Here is an 18,701-nt window from a genome sequence, read left to right on the forward strand (position 1 = left end):
TCTCTTGCTTCTTGCCTCTGGTCTCTGGATTCTCCGGTCTGACCCCGGTTGACATTTCCGCCACCCGCGGCCATACCGCGTTCATGTCCTCGGCGCTACCACCCAAACCCCGGATTATCGGACCGCGCGTGCGCGTCTGCATCGTCGCGTCGAAGTACAACGAGCAATTCGCGGACGCGCTGGTGGACAACGCGGTGGCGGAGCTGGGCGAGCTGATGCCCCAGACGCGTGTGGATATCATCCGCGTGCCCGGGGCCTTCGAGATCCCGGTGACCATCGCCAATATCCTGGACCGCGGCGAGAACCTGCCGGCCTGCGTGATCGCCCTGGGGGTGATCGTGAAGGGCGCGACGGCCCATGCCGACATGATCGGGAACTCGGTCACCCTTTCCCTTCAAGAGCTTTCCATCCGCTACAAGCTGCCGATCGTCCACGAGGTGCTGCTGGTGGAGGATGAGAAGCAGGCCTATGCACGGTGCATCGGCTCGAACCTGAACCGCGGCCGCGAGGCAGCACGGATCGCTGCCTCGATGGTGGATATCTTCAACGAGATCGAGCGGTCGATGCCGCGCGTCATTTCCCGCAATGCCTAGTCGCCGCCAAATCCGCGAGGCGGTCGTGCAGTTCCTCTACTGCGCCGACCTCGAAGGCGGGGCCGACCCCGCATCCCTGCGTGAGCCGTTCTGGCAATTCATCACGGAGTCCGACCGTCGTGCCCTGCTGCAGGCGACGTGGAAGACCCTGCACCACCTGAGCCTCGGCCGGGAGGCGCGCTTGAAGGAATTCCAAGAGCGGGTGCCGCTGACGCTCGCGACCCTGAAAGCCCGCCCGGACCTGGAGCGGACCGCGATGGTGCTACAGAATATCGCCGATCACGAAAACAAGTGGAGCGTCGCGATGATCGAGCTCTCGCGAATCCCGCGGGATGGCGATGACGACACTTTCAGCGAGCGCTTCGAGCCGGTGCTGGCCGGGCTCTTCCGGATCGATCGCGATTTGGATGCGGCTCGCAAGCGCTTCCTGAACGCGCTCGATGACATCCCCGGCCTGCGAGCCCAGATGGAGCCGGTGGCCGGCAGCATCCGCCGACTCGCACGGATCTCCGAGCGGATCCGGATGATCGAAGAACCGGAGAAATTTCCCGATCAAGTCGATCTCGCGAAGCTGCGGGAGTCGAAGGAATCCATCGCAGCGCTGCGCCGCGAGACCGATTCACTGGTGGCAGCAGTCCAGCGCGAGAAGGAAGGCATCGACGAACGCCTCGCCGCGGTGGTTGAGAACTTCTCGCCGGAGCGGATCGATCCGGTGGACCGCGCGATCCTGCGCCTGGCAACCTGGGAGATCCTGCATTCGCCGGAAGTCCCCGCGCCCGTGGCGATCGATGAGGCGATCGAGCTGGCGAAGCGTTTCGGGACGACGGATTCCGGCAGGTTCGTGAACGGGATCCTGGATAAGATCGCGAAGCAGGCGGCATCGTAAGGGGGGGCTTTTCGTGGTCCCGACAACCCCGGAGCAGCCGCCAACGGACGGCCCTACTGGGAGCGCCGCGGCACCGCCCGGCAGAACGGTCCCTGACGGCAAGACACGCTACGGCGATTGAATGGAAAGCGCCGCTGCGATGCTGCGAGCCGATTGAGCGGGATGGCATCCGGGGACCACTCTGCCGGGCGGTGCCGCGGCGCTCCCAGTGGGGCTGCCACTGGGGAGGACACGATAGGATCGTAGGTAAGAAGTTACATCCCCACCGCCTTCACCACGAAATCCACGATCGGCGCGGGATCGGGCAGGCTGTGGGGATGATGCTTCCCGCCGGGCTTGCGGATCACCTCGATGCTGCCGCCTAGCTTCTTGTAGCGTTCCTCCACGAGGTCGGTGTTTTCCTTCGGCGGCACGCCTTCGTCGGCATCGCCGATGATCGAGAGGATGGGAATGCCGGCCTTGGCGAGCGGGGCAAGGTTATCGACGGGATTCTTGTTCCAGGCGATCGCTTCGGCCTCGGTCATGCCGTAAGCCTTGAGCAGTTTCTGCCAATCCGTGGGCGATCCGGTTCCCTTGCCCTTGCCACCGGGCCAGCTCTTGAAGTCGCAGACCGGCGCATCGACATACATCGCGGCCACCTGGTCGGGATGCAGGGCGGCCCAATTGAAGGCGAAGAGCCCGCCGCGGCTGAAGCCTTCTAACACGGCCTTCTTCGCCAGGCCGTGAGCGGTCGTGAGATGCGTGTAGAAGGCATCCATGTGCTTCATCGACACCGGCGCACCGTACATGTCCTGCATGTCGATGTAGGCGACATGGAAGCCGCGGCCGAGCAGCGCGATATCGCCCTGCGGTTCGTGGCCGAAGAACTCGGTGCGCCAGATCCATGGCTTGCCCTTGGCGGCCTCCTTCGGCAGCACCAGCAGCGCGGCGCGGCCATCGACGGTGAAGTCCAGCCGCCGGTAGCCCGACCAATCCGAAAGCTTCGCGCCATTGACGATGCGGTAACTCTCCAGCAGGCGGCCCGCTTCTCCCCGGGCTTGATCGACCGGCTTGCCCTCCGGCACCCCGGGTCGGGTGTGCTTGGTCGCTGTCAGGTAGGCATCATGGAGGACCTGCATCCGGCGAAGCAGGAGCGGATAGGCCTCATCGCTGGTGAAGCGGGGTGCATCCTTCAGACCGAGGACCGGCCACAGGCCCTTGCACACGGCCTCGGCCATGAAGCGGTGGCCTTCCGCGCCGGGATGGACGCCGTCCTTGGCGAAGATGAATGCGGGCTCCTTCTGCTTCGCCGCGGCCACGGCAGCACGGAGATCAGGGCGGATGTCCACGACCTGCCAGCCCTGGGCGCGGTTGCCGGTGAGCCACGCGCCTTGGGCGTCCAGCACCGTGTCGTAGCGGGCGGCATCGGAGAGCGGCTGGTCCGCGTTGTGGAGCGGAGGCGTGACGAAGATGATCCGTGCGGAGGTCTTTTCGACCTCCTCCTTCAGCTTTGCCATGCCCTTGCGGTAGGCATCCAGGCGGGTCTCATCGAGCGGCGCATAAATGCCGTCGTTCATGCCATAGCAGGCGATGACCAGGGTGGGCTTGCACCCTTCGAGGACGCGGGCGAGCCGCTCGTGGATGCAGGGGCGCGGGAACTTGCCGCCGGCATGCCCGGGCTCCGAGAGTCCGGAGGCTGTCTCGCTACCGAGGCCTACATTCAGGAAATCGGCCTCCGCGTAGGCCGGGTCATTGCGCAGCGCCGACTCCATCCACGCCGCCCACCGGCCGTCGTGGGTGATGCTGTCGCCCAGGAACAGGACACGGGTCTCGGCCGCGCGGGCAAGCGTGGTGAAGAGCAGGACAAGAAGCAGCCGCCAGGGTTTCATGCGTGAGAGGAAGACGGTGCGAGCCGGCGGGATCTAGCAAACATTGCGCGGACAGCTCTTCTACTGGTCTGTCCTTCCGACCACTTCAAAATGCTGTTCCGGCCTCCGCGCCGTGACCTGAATCATCCCGCTTGCCATTTCCACGCGAGCGCTGTCGGAATGCATACCGTGTCACCTTCATTTGCCCGCCCCCTCGCTGTCGCCGCGACCTTGGCGGTCGTGCCGCTGCATGCGGAGCCGCCACGGGTGGATCGGCTTCCGCCGGTGCCGGATGCCGTCGGCTTTGCCGGGGCCTTCGCCGGGGTTCAGGGAACGAAGCTGATCGCGGGTGGCGGGGCGAATTTCCCCGACGGGGTGATGCCTTGGGACGGCGGCAAGAAGGTCTGGCACGACCGGCTCTTCGCCCTGGACCTGGCAGTTCCTGATTCAAAATGGCGCGAGATCGGCCGCCTGCCGATGCCGAACGGCTACGGCGTCTCGCTGACGCTGCCGGAGGGCGTGCTGCTCATCGGCGGAGGGAATGCCGTGCGGCATTTCGAGGAAGTCGTGTTACTGACCATTCAGGATGGCAAGGTCTCCTTCGAAGATTACCCCGCCCTACCCCAGCCCCTCGCCCAAATGGCCGGTGCCTTGGTGGGACGCCAGGTGCATCTCTGCGGCGGCATCGATTCCCCCCAAGCCACGGTGGCAAGCAGAGAACACTGGATGCTCGACTTGGACGAAAAGCAGAAAGGTTGGCAGAAGCAACCCGAGCTGCCTGCCGCGGGCCGCATCCTCGCGAGTGCCGCTGCGATCGACGGGGCTTTTTATCTAACAGGCGGTTGCTTGCTTGCACCGGACGCCGCGGGCAAGCCGCAGCGGGCCTATCTGCGCGAGGCCTGGAAATTCGCCGCCGGGAAGTGGACACGCCTCGCAGATCCGCCCCGGGCCGCGGTGGCCGCGGCTTCTCCCGCCCCGGTGCGGGGAGCATCTCTCTTCATCGTCTCCGGCGACGATGGAAGCCAGACCGGCCTGGCAAGTCCGGCGGATCACAAAGGCTTCACGCCGGAGATCCTGCGCTACGATACGGCCAGCGATTCCTGGTCGCCGGCCGGCGAACTTGATGTCCTGCCTCCGGTCACGCTGCCGGCCGCGCCTTGGAAAGACGGGTTCATCTTCTTCAATGGCGAGGTGAAGCCCGGGGTGCGGACGCCGCAGGTCTTTCTCTTCACCCCGCCGTCATGACTACCGCGAGCCCCTCCGCAAGCCGCCAGGCATGGCTGGTGGTCGCGCTGCTCGTGCCGGTCGCGCTGCTGAACTACCTCGACCGCCAGATGCTGGCGACGATGAAGACCTCGGTGATGGAAGACATTCCGGGCATCGCCTTGGAGGCGAATTGGGGGAAGATCCTCGCTTGGTTCAAGTGGACCTACGCCATCCTGAGCCCGGTGGGCGGGTATCTGGCGGACCGTTTCAGCCGCCGCCATGTGATCGCGGGCAGCCTTTTCGCCTGGTCGGCCATCACTTGGCTAACAGGACACGTGACCACCTATGAGCAGCTGCTGGCGACGCGGGCGATCATGGGCATCAGCGAGGCCTTCTACATCCCCGCTGCCTTGGCGCTGATCGCGGACTACCACCGCGGGCCCACCCGTTCGAAGGCCGTGGGATTCCACCAGATGGGCATCTACTGCGGGGTGATCCTCGGCGGCTTCAGCGGCTACGCGGCGGACTCGGCGCACCATGGCTGGCGCTGGGCTTTCGATGTCTGCGGGCTGGTGGGCTTGGCCTACGCGGTGCCGCTGTTTTTCCTGTTGAAGAACCCGCCGCGCGATGGCGCCGGTGTCGCGGCATCCAAGACATCGCCCTTCGCGGCGCTGGGCGAGCTGTTATCGAACCGCTCCTTCCTGCTCCTGGTGGCCTACTTCACCCTGCCTGCGCTGGCCGGTTGGGTGGTGCGCGATTGGATGCCCGCGATCCTCAAAGCCGAATTCAAGATCGGACAGGGCAAGGCCGGGGTCTCGGCAGCGCTTTACTGGCAATCGGCCGCCATCGTGGGGGCGCTTGCCGGTGGCTTCCTGGCGGACCGCTGGATGAAGCGCTCCCAGCGTGGCCGGATCTGGGTCAGCGCGATCGGGATGGCTCTGATCGTGCCGGCGATGTTCGGCGTCGGCTACTCGCCGCAGACCGGTCATCTCGAGGTCGCCATCGCTTTCCTGATTCTCTTCGGCCTCGGCTGGGGTTTCTTCGATTGCAACAACATGCCGATCCTCTGCCAGGTCGCGCGGCCCGAACTGCGCGCCACCGGCTACGGGATCATGAACCTGGTCAGCATCAGTTGCGGCGGCTTCGCGGACTACGGGTTCGGTGCGCTGCGCGACCGCGGGGTTCCCATCTTCGGCATCTTCAGTGTCTTCGCCGCTACCGCGATCCTTTCGGTCATCCTCGTCCTCCTGATCCGTCCGCGTGAGACGGACAGCGGGTTGCCACCCATTTCCCATTGATTGATTCCATGAAGCTGAATCCACCACTCCACGAACTGGTCGTCGCCACCCACACGCCCTTCCACGCGGATGGCTCGCTGGCGCCGGAAGTCGTGCCTGCCCAGGCTGCATTCCTCGCGGCAAATGGCATCCGCAGCGTCTTCATCACCGGCTCGACCGGCGAGGGCCACTCGCTGACCTGCGCCGAGCGGCTGGCTATGTATGAGGAATGGGCGGTCTCCGGCCCCGCCTGCGGCCTGCGGGTGATCGCGCATGTCGGAGGGAATTGCATCGAGGACGCGAAGACCCTCGCCCGCGCGGCGGAGAGCCTGGATTTCGCCGCGATCAGCGCGCTCGCACCTTCCTACTACAAGCCTGGTAATTTGGCGGCACTGGTCGACTGCTGCGCCGCGATTGCCTCGGCAGCCCCGCAAACGCCCTTTTACTTCTACGACATCCCGGCCATGACCGGCGTCTCCTTCCCGATGGAGAAATTCCTCGCGGAAGCGGCGGAGCGGATCCCGACCTTGGCGGGGATCAAGTTCACGAATCCCGACCTCGTGTCCTACCGCCGTTCACTGGAAGTCGCCGGCTTACGCTTCGACCTCCCCTGGGGCGTCGATGAGATGCTGCTGGCCGGACTCGCCAGCGGCGCTCGCGGCGGGGTTGGCTCCACCTACAACTGGGCCCCGAAGCTCTATTTCGACCTGATCGCCGCCTTCACCCGTGGCGACTTGGCAGAAGCCCAGCGTCTCCAGAATGTCTCCATCGCGATGATCGACGCCATCGCCGCCACCGGCTTCCTCGGCACCGCCAAGGCCCTGATGGGACGGCTCGGCGTCCCGGTCGGTCCGGCGCGCTTGCCCTTGGGAAACCCGACAGGGGGACAGGTGGATGCGCTGGTGAGTCAGCTCGATGAGCTAGGTTTTCAAGAGTGGGGAGCAAAGTAGCGCGGCTCTCCGAGCCGCGGTTGCCAGCGTCCCCCCTGAGGGAAGAATCCGCATTTCTCTTTTGTTGTCCCCGCTCCCATCCGCGGCTCGGAGAGCCGCGCTACTACTTTATGGACCTCGCCGCATTCTATCACGACCAGCTCTTCCGCGATTGCCTGCCCTTCTGGTTTCCGCGGGCGGTGGATGAGGAGCATGGTGGCTTCCTCCATTGCTTCGACCGCGATGGATCGCTGGTCGATAGCGACAAGTCGGTGTGGGCGCAGGGCCGGATGAGTTGGATGCTGCTGACGCTCTACCTGGATCACGAGCAACGGCCGGAGTGGCTCGCCTGGGCCGAGAGCGGGCTGCGCTTCCTAGAGGAGAAGTGCATCGATCCGGCGGACGGGCGGATGTTCTTCCATGTGGCGCGCGATGGCACGCCGCTGCGCAAGCGGCGCTACGCTTACAGCGAGAGCTTCGCGGCCATCGCCTTCGCCGCGCATGCCGCCGCGACCGGCAGTGCGGCATCCGCGGGCAAGGCACGGCAGTGGTTCGAGCGTTTCACGGACTGGAATTTCACGCCCGGCCGGATCCCGCCGAAATTCACCGGCGCGCGGCCGATGGAGGGAATCGGCACGCGGATGATCACGCTGGTGACGGCGCAGGAACTCCGCAAGCACCTCGGCGACGATCCCTCCCTTACCGCCTGGATCGACCACTGCATCGACGATATCCGGACTCTCTTCGTGAAGCCGGAGCTTCAGGTCGTGATGGAGTCGGTGGCTCCGGACGGCAGCATCGTGGATCACTTCGATGGCCGCCTCCTGAACCCGGGCCACGCGATCGAGGCGGCGTGGTTCATCCTTGAGGAAGCCGCCCATCGCCGGGATGGCGCGCTGACCCGGCTGGGTTGCGACATGCTCGACTGGATGTGGGCCCGCGGCTGGGACGAGGAGCATGGTGGCCTCTTCTACTTCCGCGACGTTTACGAAAAGCCGGTGCAGGAATACTGGCAGGACATGAAATTCTGGTGGCCGCACGACGAGGCCCTGATCGCGACCCTGATGGCCCACCGGATGACCGGCGAGCCGCGCTACCTGGCGTGGCATGAGAAACTGCGTGCCTGGTCCTTCCAGAAATTCGGCGGTGCCGGGCATGGCGAATGGTTCGGCTACCTGCACCGCGACGGAACGCCGGCGAACACCCTGAAGGGCTCGCTGTGGAAGTCCTTCTTCCACCACCCGCGGGCGCTCTGGCGCTGCCACCAGCTCGCGGCCCGGGGGAACGCGATCACGTAATGGTGAAATCCCGCATGGCGGGTCAAATTGTTCTCGCAAGTCCGGCCGCTCCTCCCCGCGGCCGGGCTTGCCCCTCCCACTCGGAAACCCGGCCGGCAATCGAACGGCAGGGCGATCCGCAAGCGTGATCGGCGAAGGCCCGACGAATGGTCCGTCCCCGCCCGACCCGACACGCCTGCGGCCCCTCCCTTGGCAGTAGAACGGGCACCCGCGAAGGGGCGATGCTGGGGTTGATGCACGCCGCCTACCTGTCCCCCGAAACGGGGCACCACCCGTCCCCCGAAACCGCACGGGACCCGTCCCCCATTCCGGGGCACCACCCGTCCCCCAAAACGGGGCACAAAGGTTCCCCCTTTAAGGTACTCCCCTCAAGGTTCCCCCATGAAGGTGTGCGGCAGCGGCGGAATTCGACGAAGGTGCTTCGCGGACTCTTGAGCAAGCCCGGGGAGATCAGGGGGGCCAAGCGGGCCACCGGGCGACTACGCCTCGCGGTCGATGATCGCGCCGCCGCGCTTTTGGACGGCGGCCATCAGCTCGCCGTTCGGATCCTGCCAGTTGGCCTCGTAGTTCTTGGCGTAGTTGAAGACGTGCTTGTGGAAGTATTCGAAGTAATTCTCCCGCTCGGCCTTCTTGAGGCGGTACCAGATGGCGATGTTGAGGCCGCGGGTGAGCTTCTGCATCATGTGCAGGGTCAGGGTCCGGCCGGTGCGGGCGCGCTGGACCTGCTTGTGGGTCAATTGCTCGGTAGAGGCGTCCACCAGGTCGTGGTTCCCCAGGCCCCAGGCAGTCATCAGGGCATCCAGCGGCTGCGTGCCGTGCTCGCGGTCTTCGTTCACGCGGCGGTTGTAGTGGCAGGAATCACCAATCATCAATCTTTCAATCATCAATCGGCGTGGGCTTGGCGGCGGGGGCGGATGAGCGGTCCTCATCCGGGGGATGATTCTTCCGGCCCGGCGGAGGACGGCGGGGTTGGAAACGCGCACGCCTGCTGCTATCCCTTCTCTCCCGTGCCCCTGATTCCTGCCGCGCTTTCGAAGTTCCTGAAACAGCACAGCGGTCCGCTGACGGCGGATCTGGTGCTGGAGCCGGGGAATTTCGGCCTGGGGAGGGTGCCGCGGCGGCTGATGCCGATCGGGACCACGACCTCGATCTGCGGCTACTGTGCGACCGGCTGCCAGCTCAAGCTGCACCTGGACGAGCATGGCCACGCGATCAATTTAAGCCCGCAGGCCGGATATCCGGTGAATCTGGGGATGGCTTGTCCGAAGGGTTGGCAGGCGCTCGATCCGCTGGATTCCCCCGACCGCGCGACGGTGCCGCTGCTGCGCGATGCCGAGGGCAAGATGGTGCCGGTGGGCTGGGCGGAGGCGATGGAGGCCTTCACGGCGCGCTTCAAGGGGCTGCGCGAGGAGCACGGGCATGAGTCGGTGGCCTTCCTTTCGACCGGGCAAATCCCCTTCGAGGAGATGGCTTTCCTCGGCTGCTTGTTCAAGTTCGGGATGGGCTTCCTGCACGGGGACGCGAATACCCGGCAGTGCATGGCCACGGCGGTGACCGCCTACAAGCAGTCCTTCGGCTTCGACGCGCCGCCGTATGCGTATGCGGATTTCGAGGAGAGCGACGTGATCGTGCTGGTGGGATCGAACCTTTGCATCGCGCACCCGATCCTGTGGCAGCGGGTGATGCGGAATCGTCGGAATCCGGAAATCATCGTGATCGACCCGCGGGCGACCGAGACGGCGCAGGCGGCGACGCGGCATGTGATGCTAAAGCCGAAGGGCGATCTGGCGCTGCTCTATGCGCTGACGCACTGCATCCTGCGGGACGGGCGGACCGATGCGGAGTCGATCGCGCGGACCGAGGGGCTGGAGGAGTTTTTGGAGTTCATTGGAGATTACGCGCCGGAAGCGGTGAGCGAACGAACCGGAATGAGCGTGGAGGAGATCGAGTCGCTGGCGCGCACGGTTTCGGAGCCGGGCAAGCGGGTCTCGTGGTGGTGGACGATGGGGGTGAACCAATCCTACGAGGGAGTGCGGACGGCGCAGGCGATGATCAATCTGGCCCTGATCACCGGCAACATCGGCAAGCCGGGGACGGGGGCGAACTCGATCACGGGGCAGTGCAATGCGATGGGCTCGCGGCTGTTCTCGAATACGACTTCACTGGTCGGTGGGCATGAGTTCGCTTATCCGGAACACCGGGAGAAGGTGGCGGCGGGGCTGGGGATTCCGGTGGAGAAGATTCCTGCCGAGAGCTCGCTGGCCTACGACCAGATCCTGGCCGCGGCAGAGGAGGGCAAGATCAAGGGGCTGTGGATCGTGGCGACCAATCCCTTCCACTCGTGGATCGACAGCGGGCGACTGGCAGCGCTGCGGGAGAAGCTGGAATTCCTGGTGGTGCAGGACATGTATTACAGCACGGAGTCGGCACGCGCCGCGGACCTGATGTTGCCTGCCGCGGGGTGGGGAGAGAAAGATGGCTGCTTCATTAACTCGGAGCGGCGGATCGGGACGTTGAAGGCGGTGCGCCAAGCACCGGGGATCGCGCTCTCGGATTTCCGGATCTTCCGACTGATCGCGAGTGCGTGGGGCTGTGATGATCTGTTTGCGAAGTGGACGGATCCGGAATCGGCGTTTCGGTTGCTAAGGGATCTGACCAAGGACCGGCCCTGTGACATCACGGGGATCGAAGGGTATGAGATGATCGACCGGATGGGCGGGATTCAGTGGCCCTACCCTGAGGGAAGTTCCAAGGGGGAGGAATCAAGTTCCAAGGGAGAAGTTCCAAGTGCCAACGAGAGGCGGCTGTTCGAGGATGGGATTTACTATACGCCTAGTGGGAAGGCACGGATTCTCTTTTCCCCGCCGGCGGAGATGCCGGAGGGGGCGGACAGGGATTTTCCCTATCTGTTGCTGACCGGGCGCGGGACCAGCAGCCAATGGCACACGCAGAGCCGCACAGGGAAATCCGATATTCTGCGGAAGCTTTACCCGGAGGATGTATACTTGGAGATCCATCCGGCCGATGCCGCGCGGCTGGCGCTGAAAGAGCACGATACGGTGCGCGTGAGTTCACGGCGCGGCAGCTTGGAGGCCTCCGTTTATCTTGCGCCGACCGTGAGGCCGGGGCAGGTCTTCCTGCCGATGCACTACCCGGAGGTGAACCGGCTGACCCATCCGTCTTTCGATCCGCATTCCCGCCAGCCGAACTACAAGGCCTGCGCGGTGGCGCTGGAGAAGGTACGGCAAATTTGACGATTGAATCCGGCCCTGCCGCAGCGAAATTCCCAGCGTGACCCGAGTCGTCATCCACGGCATCTACACCTCGCCCGGCCACAATTACTTCGGCCATCACGAGCGTGAACCCTCGCGGAATGGGATGGAGGAGCATGCGGCGGTGGAACTGGTCGCTGGGAAGGGCATTCCTGGGGATCGGTTCTTCGGGTGGAAGGATGGCTACAAGGGGCAGGTGACGTTCATTGATCGCCAGACGATTGATGTGGTGCGCGAGCACACGGGGGATGCTGATTTGGAAGCAGCGGCGTTCCGTCGGAACGTGGTGATTTCGGGGGTGGATTTGAATGCCTTGGTGGGGAAGACTTTCCGGCTGGGTGGGGTTTTGTTAGAGGGGACGCAGAAGTGCGCGCCTTGTCATTGGATGGATACGGCCTGCGGGAAGAAGGGGACGGAGAAGCTGATGTTCAATCGGGGGGGATTGAGGTGTCGGATTTTGGAGGGTGGGAGGATTGAGTTGGGGGAGATGGAGGTTTCCGAATTGCTGGCGGTTGAGCGTTGATTTTTGAAGCGGGGTGTTTGCCGGTGCCGAGATGGCGGGGTCGATACGAGGGTGCGTCGGGATGCGGCGCGGCCCGCAAGGACGGAGGGACGCTCCTTGGGGGCGGGCTGTTAGGGACCGTTCAGCCGGGCAGTGCCCGGCGGTCCCAGTGGGGCCGTTCCCTGGGGCGGGCTGTTAGGGACCGTTCTGCGGGCCGGAGGCTCCGCGCTCCCAGCGGAAGAGCCGTCCGATCGCAGGGGATCCACCGATACTTTATACGCTCTCTGCATGAGGCGTCTTTACAGGACGGTGTGTCGTTGCCGGCACCCTCCCCGGCACTGCGTGCCGGGCTATTGTAAGTCGTCCCGTTGGGACGGGAAACCGGACCGGGGGCTATTCGACCGTGACGCTCTTCGCGAGGTTGCGGGGCTGGTCGATTTCGCAGCCGCGGGCGTTGGCGATGTGGTAGGCGAGGAGCTGGAGGGCGACGGCGGTGGGGATGGTGCTGACGAGGGGATGGCAGGCGGGGACTTCGATGACGTCGTCCATGACCTCCGCCGCTTCGTGGTCGCCGGCGGTGACGACGCCGAGGATGCGGGCACCGCGGGCGCGGCATTCCTCGACATTGCCGAGTGTCTTGTCCTTGCCAGGAATGTCATTGGCGAGGGCGATGACGGGGGTGCCTTCCTGGAGGAGGGCGATGGGGCCGTGCTTGAGTTCGGCGGCGTGATAGCCCTCAGCGTGGATGTAGGAGATTTCCTTGAGCTTGAGCGCGCCTTCGAGGGCGACGGGGTAGAGCGGGCCGCGGCCAATGAAGAAGGCGTGCTCGTGGTGAGCGTAGCGGGCGGCGATGGCTTCGATGACGTCGCTCTGGGCGACGACCTGCTCGACGAGGGCGGGGATCGCTTCGATTTCGCGGGCGAACTTCATGCCTTCATCGCGGGAGAAGCGGCGACCGCGGCCGAGCTTGAGGGCCATCATGAGCATGACGGCGACCTGGCAGGTGAAGGCCTTGGTGGAGGCGACGGAGATCTCCGGGCCGGCGTGGAGATAGACGCCGCGACCGGTCTCGCGGGCGATGGTCGAGCCGACGACATTGCAAAGGCCCATGACGAAGGCACCCTTTTGGTTCGCTTCGCGGACGGCGGCGAGAGTGTCGGCGGTTTCGCCGGACTGGGAAATGGCGACGACGAGATCGCGGCTGCCGATGATGGGATTCCGGTAGCGGAATTCGGCGGCCTGCTGGACCTCCGAGTGGATGTCGGCCATGTCCTCGAAGGCGTATTCGCCGACGAGGCCAGCGTGGAGCGAGGTGCCGCAGCCGACAAAGACGACGCGGTGGATCTCGGCGAGATCGCGGGGCGAGGTGCCCATGCCGGAGAGGACGGAGGAGCCGAGATTGAAATCGAGCCGGCCGCGGATGGCATTGCGCAAGGAGTCAGGCTGCTCGTGGATTTCCTTGAGCATGAAGTGCTCGAAGCCGCCCTTCTCCGCGGCGGCGGCGTCGAAGCCGAGTTCGTTGACCTCACGGGCGACGGGGACCTGGTTGAGGTCGCGGATATCGACGTGATCGGCGGTGACGACGGCGATGTCGTTGTCCTCCAGGTAGATCACCTGGCGGGTGTGGGCGATGATCGCGGAGGCATCCGAGGCGACGATGGTCTCGCCATCCCCCACCCCGATGACGATGGGGCTGCCGCGGCGGGCGGTGATGATCTTGCCCGGCTCCTTCGCGGAGATGACGGCGATGCCGAAGGTGCCTTCGACCTGGCTGAGGGCATCACAGACAGCTTGGAAGAGATCGCCCTTGTTGCGGTCGCCGATGAGGTGGGCGAGGACTTCGGTATCGGTCTCCGAGTAGAAGTGGTGGCCCTTGCCTTCGAGGCGGGTGCGCAGGGAGCGGTAGTTCTCGATGATGCCATTGTGGACGAGCGCGATGTCGCCGGATTCATCGAGATGCGGGTGGGCATTCGCCTCCGTCGGCGGGCCGTGGGTGGCCCAGCGGGTGTGGGCGATGCCGGTGGAGGAGCGGGTGAAGCGCTCGACCGGCCAATCTGCGTGGGCCTTGTCGTTAAGCGCGGAGACCTTGCCGGGGGCCTTGCTGACGACGATGGAGCCGTCCTCGAGGATGGCCATGCCGGCGGAGTCGTAGCCGCGGTATTCGAGGCGGCGCAGGCCGCTGATCAGGACGCTAGGGGCGGAGGCTTTTCCGATGTATCCGACGATGCCGCACATATGATGAAGAAAATTACTAATTACTAAATTCTAATTTTTAAACCGGAACGGGATGGGGAAGAGATTCAGGCGGACGTGGAACGACGATTCGTTCGATTGCCTGCCAATCATCCCCGAGCAAAATGAAAATCCACGTGACCTGCTTGCAATTCTCGATGCCGGCGCGGACGACGTATTTGAGGCCTTCAAAGCTGCGACCGGCTCGTTGGCTCGCCTCGCCTAAGGCTAGTTCGAGCTCTTGCCGTTCGGGATCGGAGAACTTTCTCAATCCCTCGATTTCCAGAACCCATAGAGGATACACCATTCCGCCCGACGATCCGTCAAAGGGATGGACGTTGTTGAGCTCAAGGGAGGGTTCTTCCAAGCCCCATGCGTCATATGCCTTCTGATCTTCCATGATCTCGCCCACGTAGCCTGTGCCAGCACCATAGTCCCACCAGATGAGATCACCGGTGCGTATGAGTGAGCCATCGGGATAGTTCATGCGGATCAGGATGGCTGGATGTCGCGCTGGACGATCTCGCCGGGGCGTGTGCTGGTGTTGGGCCAGAGTTTGCGGCCGGGGTAGATGGAGGTGTGGATGCCGGTGTGGACGCCATCGCCGATGATCGCGCCGAACTTGCGGCGGCCGGTGTCGACGAGGACGCCGTCGACCATGCTGCGGTGGTTCTTGCCGTCGTGGCGGAAGTTCGAGGTGATGGTGCCTGCGCCGAAGTTCACCTTCTCGCCGAGGATGGAATCGCCGACGTAGCTGAGGTGGCCGACGGCGGCACCGGAGAGGAGGATGGAGTTCTTGATCTCGACGGATTGGCCGATGTGGACCTTGTCGCCGATGGAGGTGGAGCCGCGGATGTAGCAGTTCGGGCCGATCTTGGAGTTCGCGCCGATGACGACATTGCCCTCGATGAAGACGCCGGGAAGGATGCGGGAGCCGGGGCCGAGGTGGATGATGCCTTCGATGACGGCGTTCGGGTGGACGTCCCCTTCGATGCGGGATTCGGTGAGAGAGCCAACGAGGAGTTCGTTCGCGCGGAGGAGGTCCCAGGGGTAGACGATGAGGAAGGAGGCGGTGGCGGAGATGGCTTGCGAGAGATCGGGGACTTCGCCGAACCATGCGAGCGGGGTTTGCTTTTCATCCACGAGGGTCCGCGGGCCGCTTTCGGAGATGAGGGCGAGGTCCGCTGCGGCGAGCCAGCCGTGGGGGTGGGTGTGGAGACCGGCGGAGGTGAGGGTTGCGTGATGATCGCGCAGGAGGAGGTTGCCGATGGGGAAGTCGGCGATGTCGCGGGTGGAGAAGAGGGGCATGGATCAGCAGGGAATCAGAACCACGGAATACACGGAATACACGGAAGGAAGAAAAAGGAGGGCGGTGGCGAATTCGGGCCCGTAGGTGCGAATGATATGAGGGATCGCAGTAGCAAGAGAGCCTGCAAGGATCCTCCCCAGATGCAAGAATCGAGGAGAATGGACGCCATCAGGACGCGAGAGCCGAGGGGAACAATTCGATCCGTTCGTGGCGAGCGAGGAGCGAGGAATAGAGTAGGCAGGCTCGGATGTCTCCTGCTTCCAGCCAAGGATAGCTGCTCAGAATAGTCGCCGTGTCATCACCGGCCGCCAACATATCGAGCACATGCTCCACGGCGAGACGGTGCCCCCGGATGATCGGCTTTCCGCCGAAGATGTCCGGATCGCAGGTGATGCGGTCCAAGAGTTCGCTCTGTTTCATGGCTTTACGATAAAATGACGTTTGGCGAGAGCAAGGCGGAAGGCACCGTAAACTTGATGACACCATCCATCGATTCGATTCCCCAAGGACTCGACGTATCCACTTGGGTCAGCGAGTACCCTTCTTCATCTGCCCAAGCCGACACAAGCTCGCAAGCAATGGTTCCTCCGCATGGATAGGAACTCTCTTGCAGCAGGCTCTCTCGAGTAACCACCGGCACCTTTTCCATGAACCGATGGCGGCGACCGAAAGCATCAAGCAGCTCACACTCCACCCAGCCGGGAAAGCCATCGTCGACATACCGAATGATGGTTATAGAGAGCGCAACTGCCATCTTCTGTCCGCTGGGATTTGAAGTTTGGAATTTGAGACTCCTTCAAGCCGGGACCCCGATGTCTTCCTTCACGGCGTCGGTGAACTTGCCGATCCACTGGTGGACGGCGTTGGGGTCGCGGTGTTCGACGAGGATGCGAATCTTGTTCTCGGTGCCGGAGTAGCGGATGAGCTGGCGGCCGGCATCGCCGAAGGATGCGTCGGCTTCCTTCATGAGCTTCTGGAGGCCGGCGAGGCCGGCGAGGGGCGGCTTGGCGGCGACCTTGAGATTGACGAGTTCCTGGGGGAACTCGCGCATGCAGGCGGCGAGTTCGGCAAGGGTGGCCTTCTTCTCCTTCATGACGCGCAGGACCTGGAGGGCGCTGAGGATGCCATCGCCGGTGGTGGCGTGGTCGGCGAAGATGAGGTGGCCGGAGTTCTCGCCGCCGAAGGAGCCGCCGTGTTCACGCAGGGACTCGATGACATTGCGGTCGCCGACGGCGGTGGTGAGGACCTCGATGCCGTGGCGGCGCATGGCCTCGTGCAGGCCGAGATTGCTCATGACGGTGCAGGCCATCTTGTTGCCGCGGAGCTTGCCCTGCTCCTTCAGCGAGATCGCGGCGAGGGCGAGAATGCGGTCGCCGGAGACGGGAGTGCCGGTGGCGTCGGTGAAGATCACGCGGTCGGCATCGCCATCGAAGGAGATGCCGAGGTCGGCACCGTGCTGGCGGACCAGTTCGCCGGCGGTCTCGGGATAGAGCGCGCCGCACTTGTCGTTGATGTTGATGCCGTCCGGGTCGCAGCCGTGCTTGATGACTTCCGCGCCGAGTTCCTTGAAGATGAGCGGGGCGATGAAGTAGGCCGCGCCGTGGCCGCAATCGACCACGATTTTCAGCCCGTGCAGCGGGATATTGTCGGCGGTGTGCTTGGCGAATTCGATGTAGCGACCGCGGGCGTCGTCGATGCGGTAGGCCTTGCCGATGCGCTCCGGGGACATCGCGCGGCTTTCCGGTTCATCGCCGAGGATGTGGCGCTCGATGATTTCCTCCAGGGCGTCGGAGAGCTTGTAGCCGTCCGGCCCGAAGATCTTGAGGCCGTTGTCCTCGTACGGATTGTGGGAGGCGGTGAGCATGATGCCCGCAGCGCAGCCCATCGACTTGGTGAGGTGGGCGATGGCCGGGGTCGGCAGCGGGCCGGGCAGGAGGACGTCCATGCCCATTGAGACGAGGCCGGAGGTGAGCGCGGTTTCCAGCATGTAGCCGGAGATGCGGGTGTCCTTGCCGATCACCACGCGGTTGCGGTTGTGGCCGGAGGAGCGGAGAACCTGGGCCACGGCCTTCCCCGCGCGGAGGGCGACTTCGGGGGTGATGGGAAATTCGTTCGCTTTGCCGCGGATGCCGTCGGTTCCGAAAAGCTTCATGTCCGCGAAGTATTGGGAGTTTCGCGGGGAATTGAAAGCGCCGAGCGAGAGGAGAAAATTTTTGGAATTCCCGTGGCGGAAGAGTGCAGGAAAGGGGGCGTTAGATCACTGCTATGGCGATTCGACCGCGGATTGCGCGGATAAATAGCATGGGCCCGGTCAGGATGGAGTGAACGAACCGCGGAGGCGCAGAGGTCGCGGAGGAAGGCGGGCGGAGCGGTCCTGATCGAGTGGACGGACGTTTGGAGCCACGGATGAAGAGCAGGATCGGGGTCGCGCGCGCATCAGGGCTCGGCAGGCAAGGGGTCCGCGTGGACGCCGAGGTGATTCGCCACGCTACGTTGCACGCCGCCAGGGATCGAGTTGAGGATGCGCGGTTTACCGGCGGGATCCTTCATGACCATGGTCGTGGAGCCGCCGCCGTCGAGGTTGATGGCGTCCCAGCAGCCGAGTCCTTTCATCCATGATGCCAGTTCTATCAGGTTCATGCCTTCGCTGAGGCCGGGCTGGCGGCCATCGACGACGAGCAGGTAGACGTAGCGGCCATCCTGCGACACGCCCGCCGCGGTGCGCGGATGGATGTCGCGGGTGGAGGTGATCGTTTCGCCGTCGTCGAGGAGCATGCCGTTCGCGCCATACCAGCCCTGCATGGCTGTGTGGGCGGGGGCGAGATCCTCTTTCTTGAAGGGGGTCCGGAGGATGCGGGCCTCGTTGTGGACGGTGATGAGGAAGACCGGATTGCCGCTTTCGAGGTCCGCCTCGCTCACCAGCTTGCCGTCCGAGACGGATAGGCCGAGCACATCCACCGGTTTGCCCGGCGCGGTGATCGGCGCGAAGCCGGTGCCATTGATGGCGAGTTCGAGGTCGAACTCCTTGAGGAAGGTTGCCGTCCGCCGGCCATTCACCTCGCCCGGGGCATCGCCATTGTCGGGGGTGGCGAAGAAGGTGAGACCCTTCGCCCGGGTGTCGATGCGCGCGGTGTGAATGCGGAGGACGCGGGGCTTGGAGAGTTCATCGAGGCGATAGTCGATGCCCTGATAGAGCGGCTGCCAGGCGGGCTTGTCCTTTTCGGGAGAGAGCGGCGCGAAAGACGGCGGTTCCCCGGCGGCGGCAAGGAGGGTGATCGCCGCGGCGAGGGCGGCTTGGGAAAGAATGAATCTCATCTCGGGGCTTGGAGGTTCTTCAACGGAAGCCTGGC

At 64.4% G+C, this 18,701-nt stretch carries 17 protein-coding genes; 8 read left to right on the plus strand and 9 right to left on the minus strand.

Features of this window, described 5'->3' with window-relative positions; genetic code table 11:
* Window positions 1-128 precede the first annotated feature (128 nt).
* Together ribH and nusB are read left to right on the plus strand one after the other, a co-directional pair.
* Entirely contained in the window at window positions 129-593 is a 465-nt protein-coding gene (gene ribH / locus ABWK72_RS06815; RefSeq protein WP_367874036.1) for a 6,7-dimethyl-8-ribityllumazine synthase, read from the plus strand.
* Complete coding sequence (gene nusB, locus ABWK72_RS06820) at window positions 586-1,479, plus strand: transcription antitermination factor NusB (RefSeq protein WP_367874037.1); 894 nt, start codon at window positions 586-588, stop codon at window positions 1,477-1,479. The genes ribH and nusB overlap by 8 nt, the downstream gene beginning before the upstream one ends.
* 254 nt (window positions 1,480-1,733) lie before the next feature.
* Here nusB and ABWK72_RS06825 read toward each other — a convergent pair whose 3' ends face one another.
* On the minus strand, window positions 1,734-3,347 hold the full coding sequence (locus tag ABWK72_RS06825) for a GDSL-type esterase/lipase family protein (RefSeq protein ID WP_367874038.1): 1,614 nt from the start codon (window positions 3,345-3,347) through the stop codon (window positions 1,734-1,736).
* Between the two features lie 168 nt (window positions 3,348-3,515).
* Here ABWK72_RS06825 and ABWK72_RS06830 point away from each other — a divergent pair, with 168 nt between their 5' ends.
* The 4 genes from ABWK72_RS06830 (at window position 3,516) to ABWK72_RS06845 (ending at window position 8,036) form a co-directional block, all read left to right on the plus strand.
* Entirely contained in the window at window positions 3,516-4,571 is a 1,056-nt protein-coding gene (locus ABWK72_RS06830) for a galactose oxidase (RefSeq protein ID WP_367874039.1), read from the plus strand.
* Window positions 4,568-5,830, plus strand: coding sequence for an MFS transporter (locus ABWK72_RS06835; RefSeq protein ID WP_367874040.1), 1,263 nt, complete (start codon window positions 4,568-4,570; stop codon window positions 5,828-5,830). Before ABWK72_RS06830 ends, ABWK72_RS06835 begins: the two co-directional genes overlap by 4 nt.
* Window positions 5,831-5,838: 8 nt before the next feature.
* Window positions 5,839-6,759: a dihydrodipicolinate synthase family protein gene (locus ABWK72_RS06840; RefSeq protein WP_367874041.1), complete on the plus strand. Its 921-nt coding sequence runs from the start codon at window positions 5,839-5,841 to the stop codon at window positions 6,757-6,759.
* A gap of 110 nt (window positions 6,760-6,869) precedes the next feature.
* Window positions 6,870-8,036: an AGE family epimerase/isomerase gene (locus ABWK72_RS06845; protein ID WP_367874042.1), complete on the plus strand. Its 1,167-nt coding sequence runs from the start codon at window positions 6,870-6,872 to the stop codon at window positions 8,034-8,036.
* A gap of 479 nt (window positions 8,037-8,515) precedes the next feature.
* Here ABWK72_RS06845 and ABWK72_RS06850 read toward each other — a convergent pair whose 3' ends face one another.
* Window positions 8,516-8,905, minus strand: a complete 390-nt coding sequence (locus ABWK72_RS06850; RefSeq protein WP_367874043.1) for a hypothetical protein — start codon at window positions 8,903-8,905, stop codon at window positions 8,516-8,518.
* Window positions 8,906-8,950: 45 nt separating this feature from the next.
* Between ABWK72_RS06850 and ABWK72_RS06855 the strand changes: the two genes are divergently transcribed.
* On the plus strand, window positions 8,951-11,290 hold the full coding sequence (locus ABWK72_RS06855) for a molybdopterin oxidoreductase family protein (protein WP_367874044.1): 2,340 nt from the start codon (window positions 8,951-8,953) through the stop codon (window positions 11,288-11,290).
* Window positions 11,291-11,327: 37 nt separating this feature from the next.
* Window positions 11,328-11,831 (plus strand): MOSC domain-containing protein, encoded by a 504-nt coding sequence (locus tag ABWK72_RS06860; RefSeq protein ID WP_367874045.1) that lies wholly within the window; start codon window positions 11,328-11,330, stop codon window positions 11,829-11,831.
* A 372-nt stretch (window positions 11,832-12,203) separates the two neighbouring features.
* Here ABWK72_RS06860 and glmS read toward each other — a convergent pair whose 3' ends face one another.
* From glmS to ABWK72_RS06895, 7 genes are all read right to left on the minus strand, one after another.
* Complete coding sequence (gene glmS, locus ABWK72_RS06865; RefSeq protein WP_367874046.1) at window positions 12,204-14,045, minus strand: glutamine--fructose-6-phosphate transaminase (isomerizing); 1,842 nt, start codon at window positions 14,043-14,045, stop codon at window positions 12,204-12,206.
* Between the two features lie 37 nt (window positions 14,046-14,082).
* Window positions 14,083-14,529, minus strand: coding sequence for a hypothetical protein (locus ABWK72_RS06870; protein WP_367874047.1), 447 nt, complete (start codon window positions 14,527-14,529; stop codon window positions 14,083-14,085).
* A 5-nt stretch (window positions 14,530-14,534) separates the two neighbouring features.
* On the minus strand, window positions 14,535-15,350 hold the full coding sequence (locus ABWK72_RS06875; RefSeq protein WP_367874048.1) for a hypothetical protein: 816 nt from the start codon (window positions 15,348-15,350) through the stop codon (window positions 14,535-14,537).
* 169 nt (window positions 15,351-15,519) lie between these two features.
* Entirely contained in the window at window positions 15,520-15,771 is a 252-nt protein-coding gene (locus ABWK72_RS06880) for a DUF433 domain-containing protein (protein WP_367874049.1), read from the minus strand.
* Between the two features lie 4 nt (window positions 15,772-15,775).
* On the minus strand, window positions 15,776-16,105 hold the full coding sequence (locus ABWK72_RS06885; protein WP_367874050.1) for a hypothetical protein: 330 nt from the start codon (window positions 16,103-16,105) through the stop codon (window positions 15,776-15,778).
* A gap of 42 nt (window positions 16,106-16,147) precedes the next feature.
* Complete coding sequence (glmM, locus tag ABWK72_RS06890; protein ID WP_367874051.1) at window positions 16,148-17,503, minus strand: phosphoglucosamine mutase; 1,356 nt, start codon at window positions 17,501-17,503, stop codon at window positions 16,148-16,150.
* 284 nt (window positions 17,504-17,787) lie between these two features.
* The gene (locus tag ABWK72_RS06895) at window positions 17,788-18,666 is read right to left on the minus strand and encodes a phosphodiester glycosidase family protein (RefSeq protein WP_367874052.1); all 879 of its coding nucleotides are present in this window, start codon (window positions 18,664-18,666) and stop codon (window positions 17,788-17,790) included.
* Between the last annotated feature and the right edge of the window lie 35 nt (window positions 18,667-18,701).

The organism is Luteolibacter sp. Populi, assembly GCF_040801775.1.
Classification (GTDB): domain Bacteria; phylum Verrucomicrobiota; class Verrucomicrobiia; order Verrucomicrobiales; family Akkermansiaceae; genus Haloferula.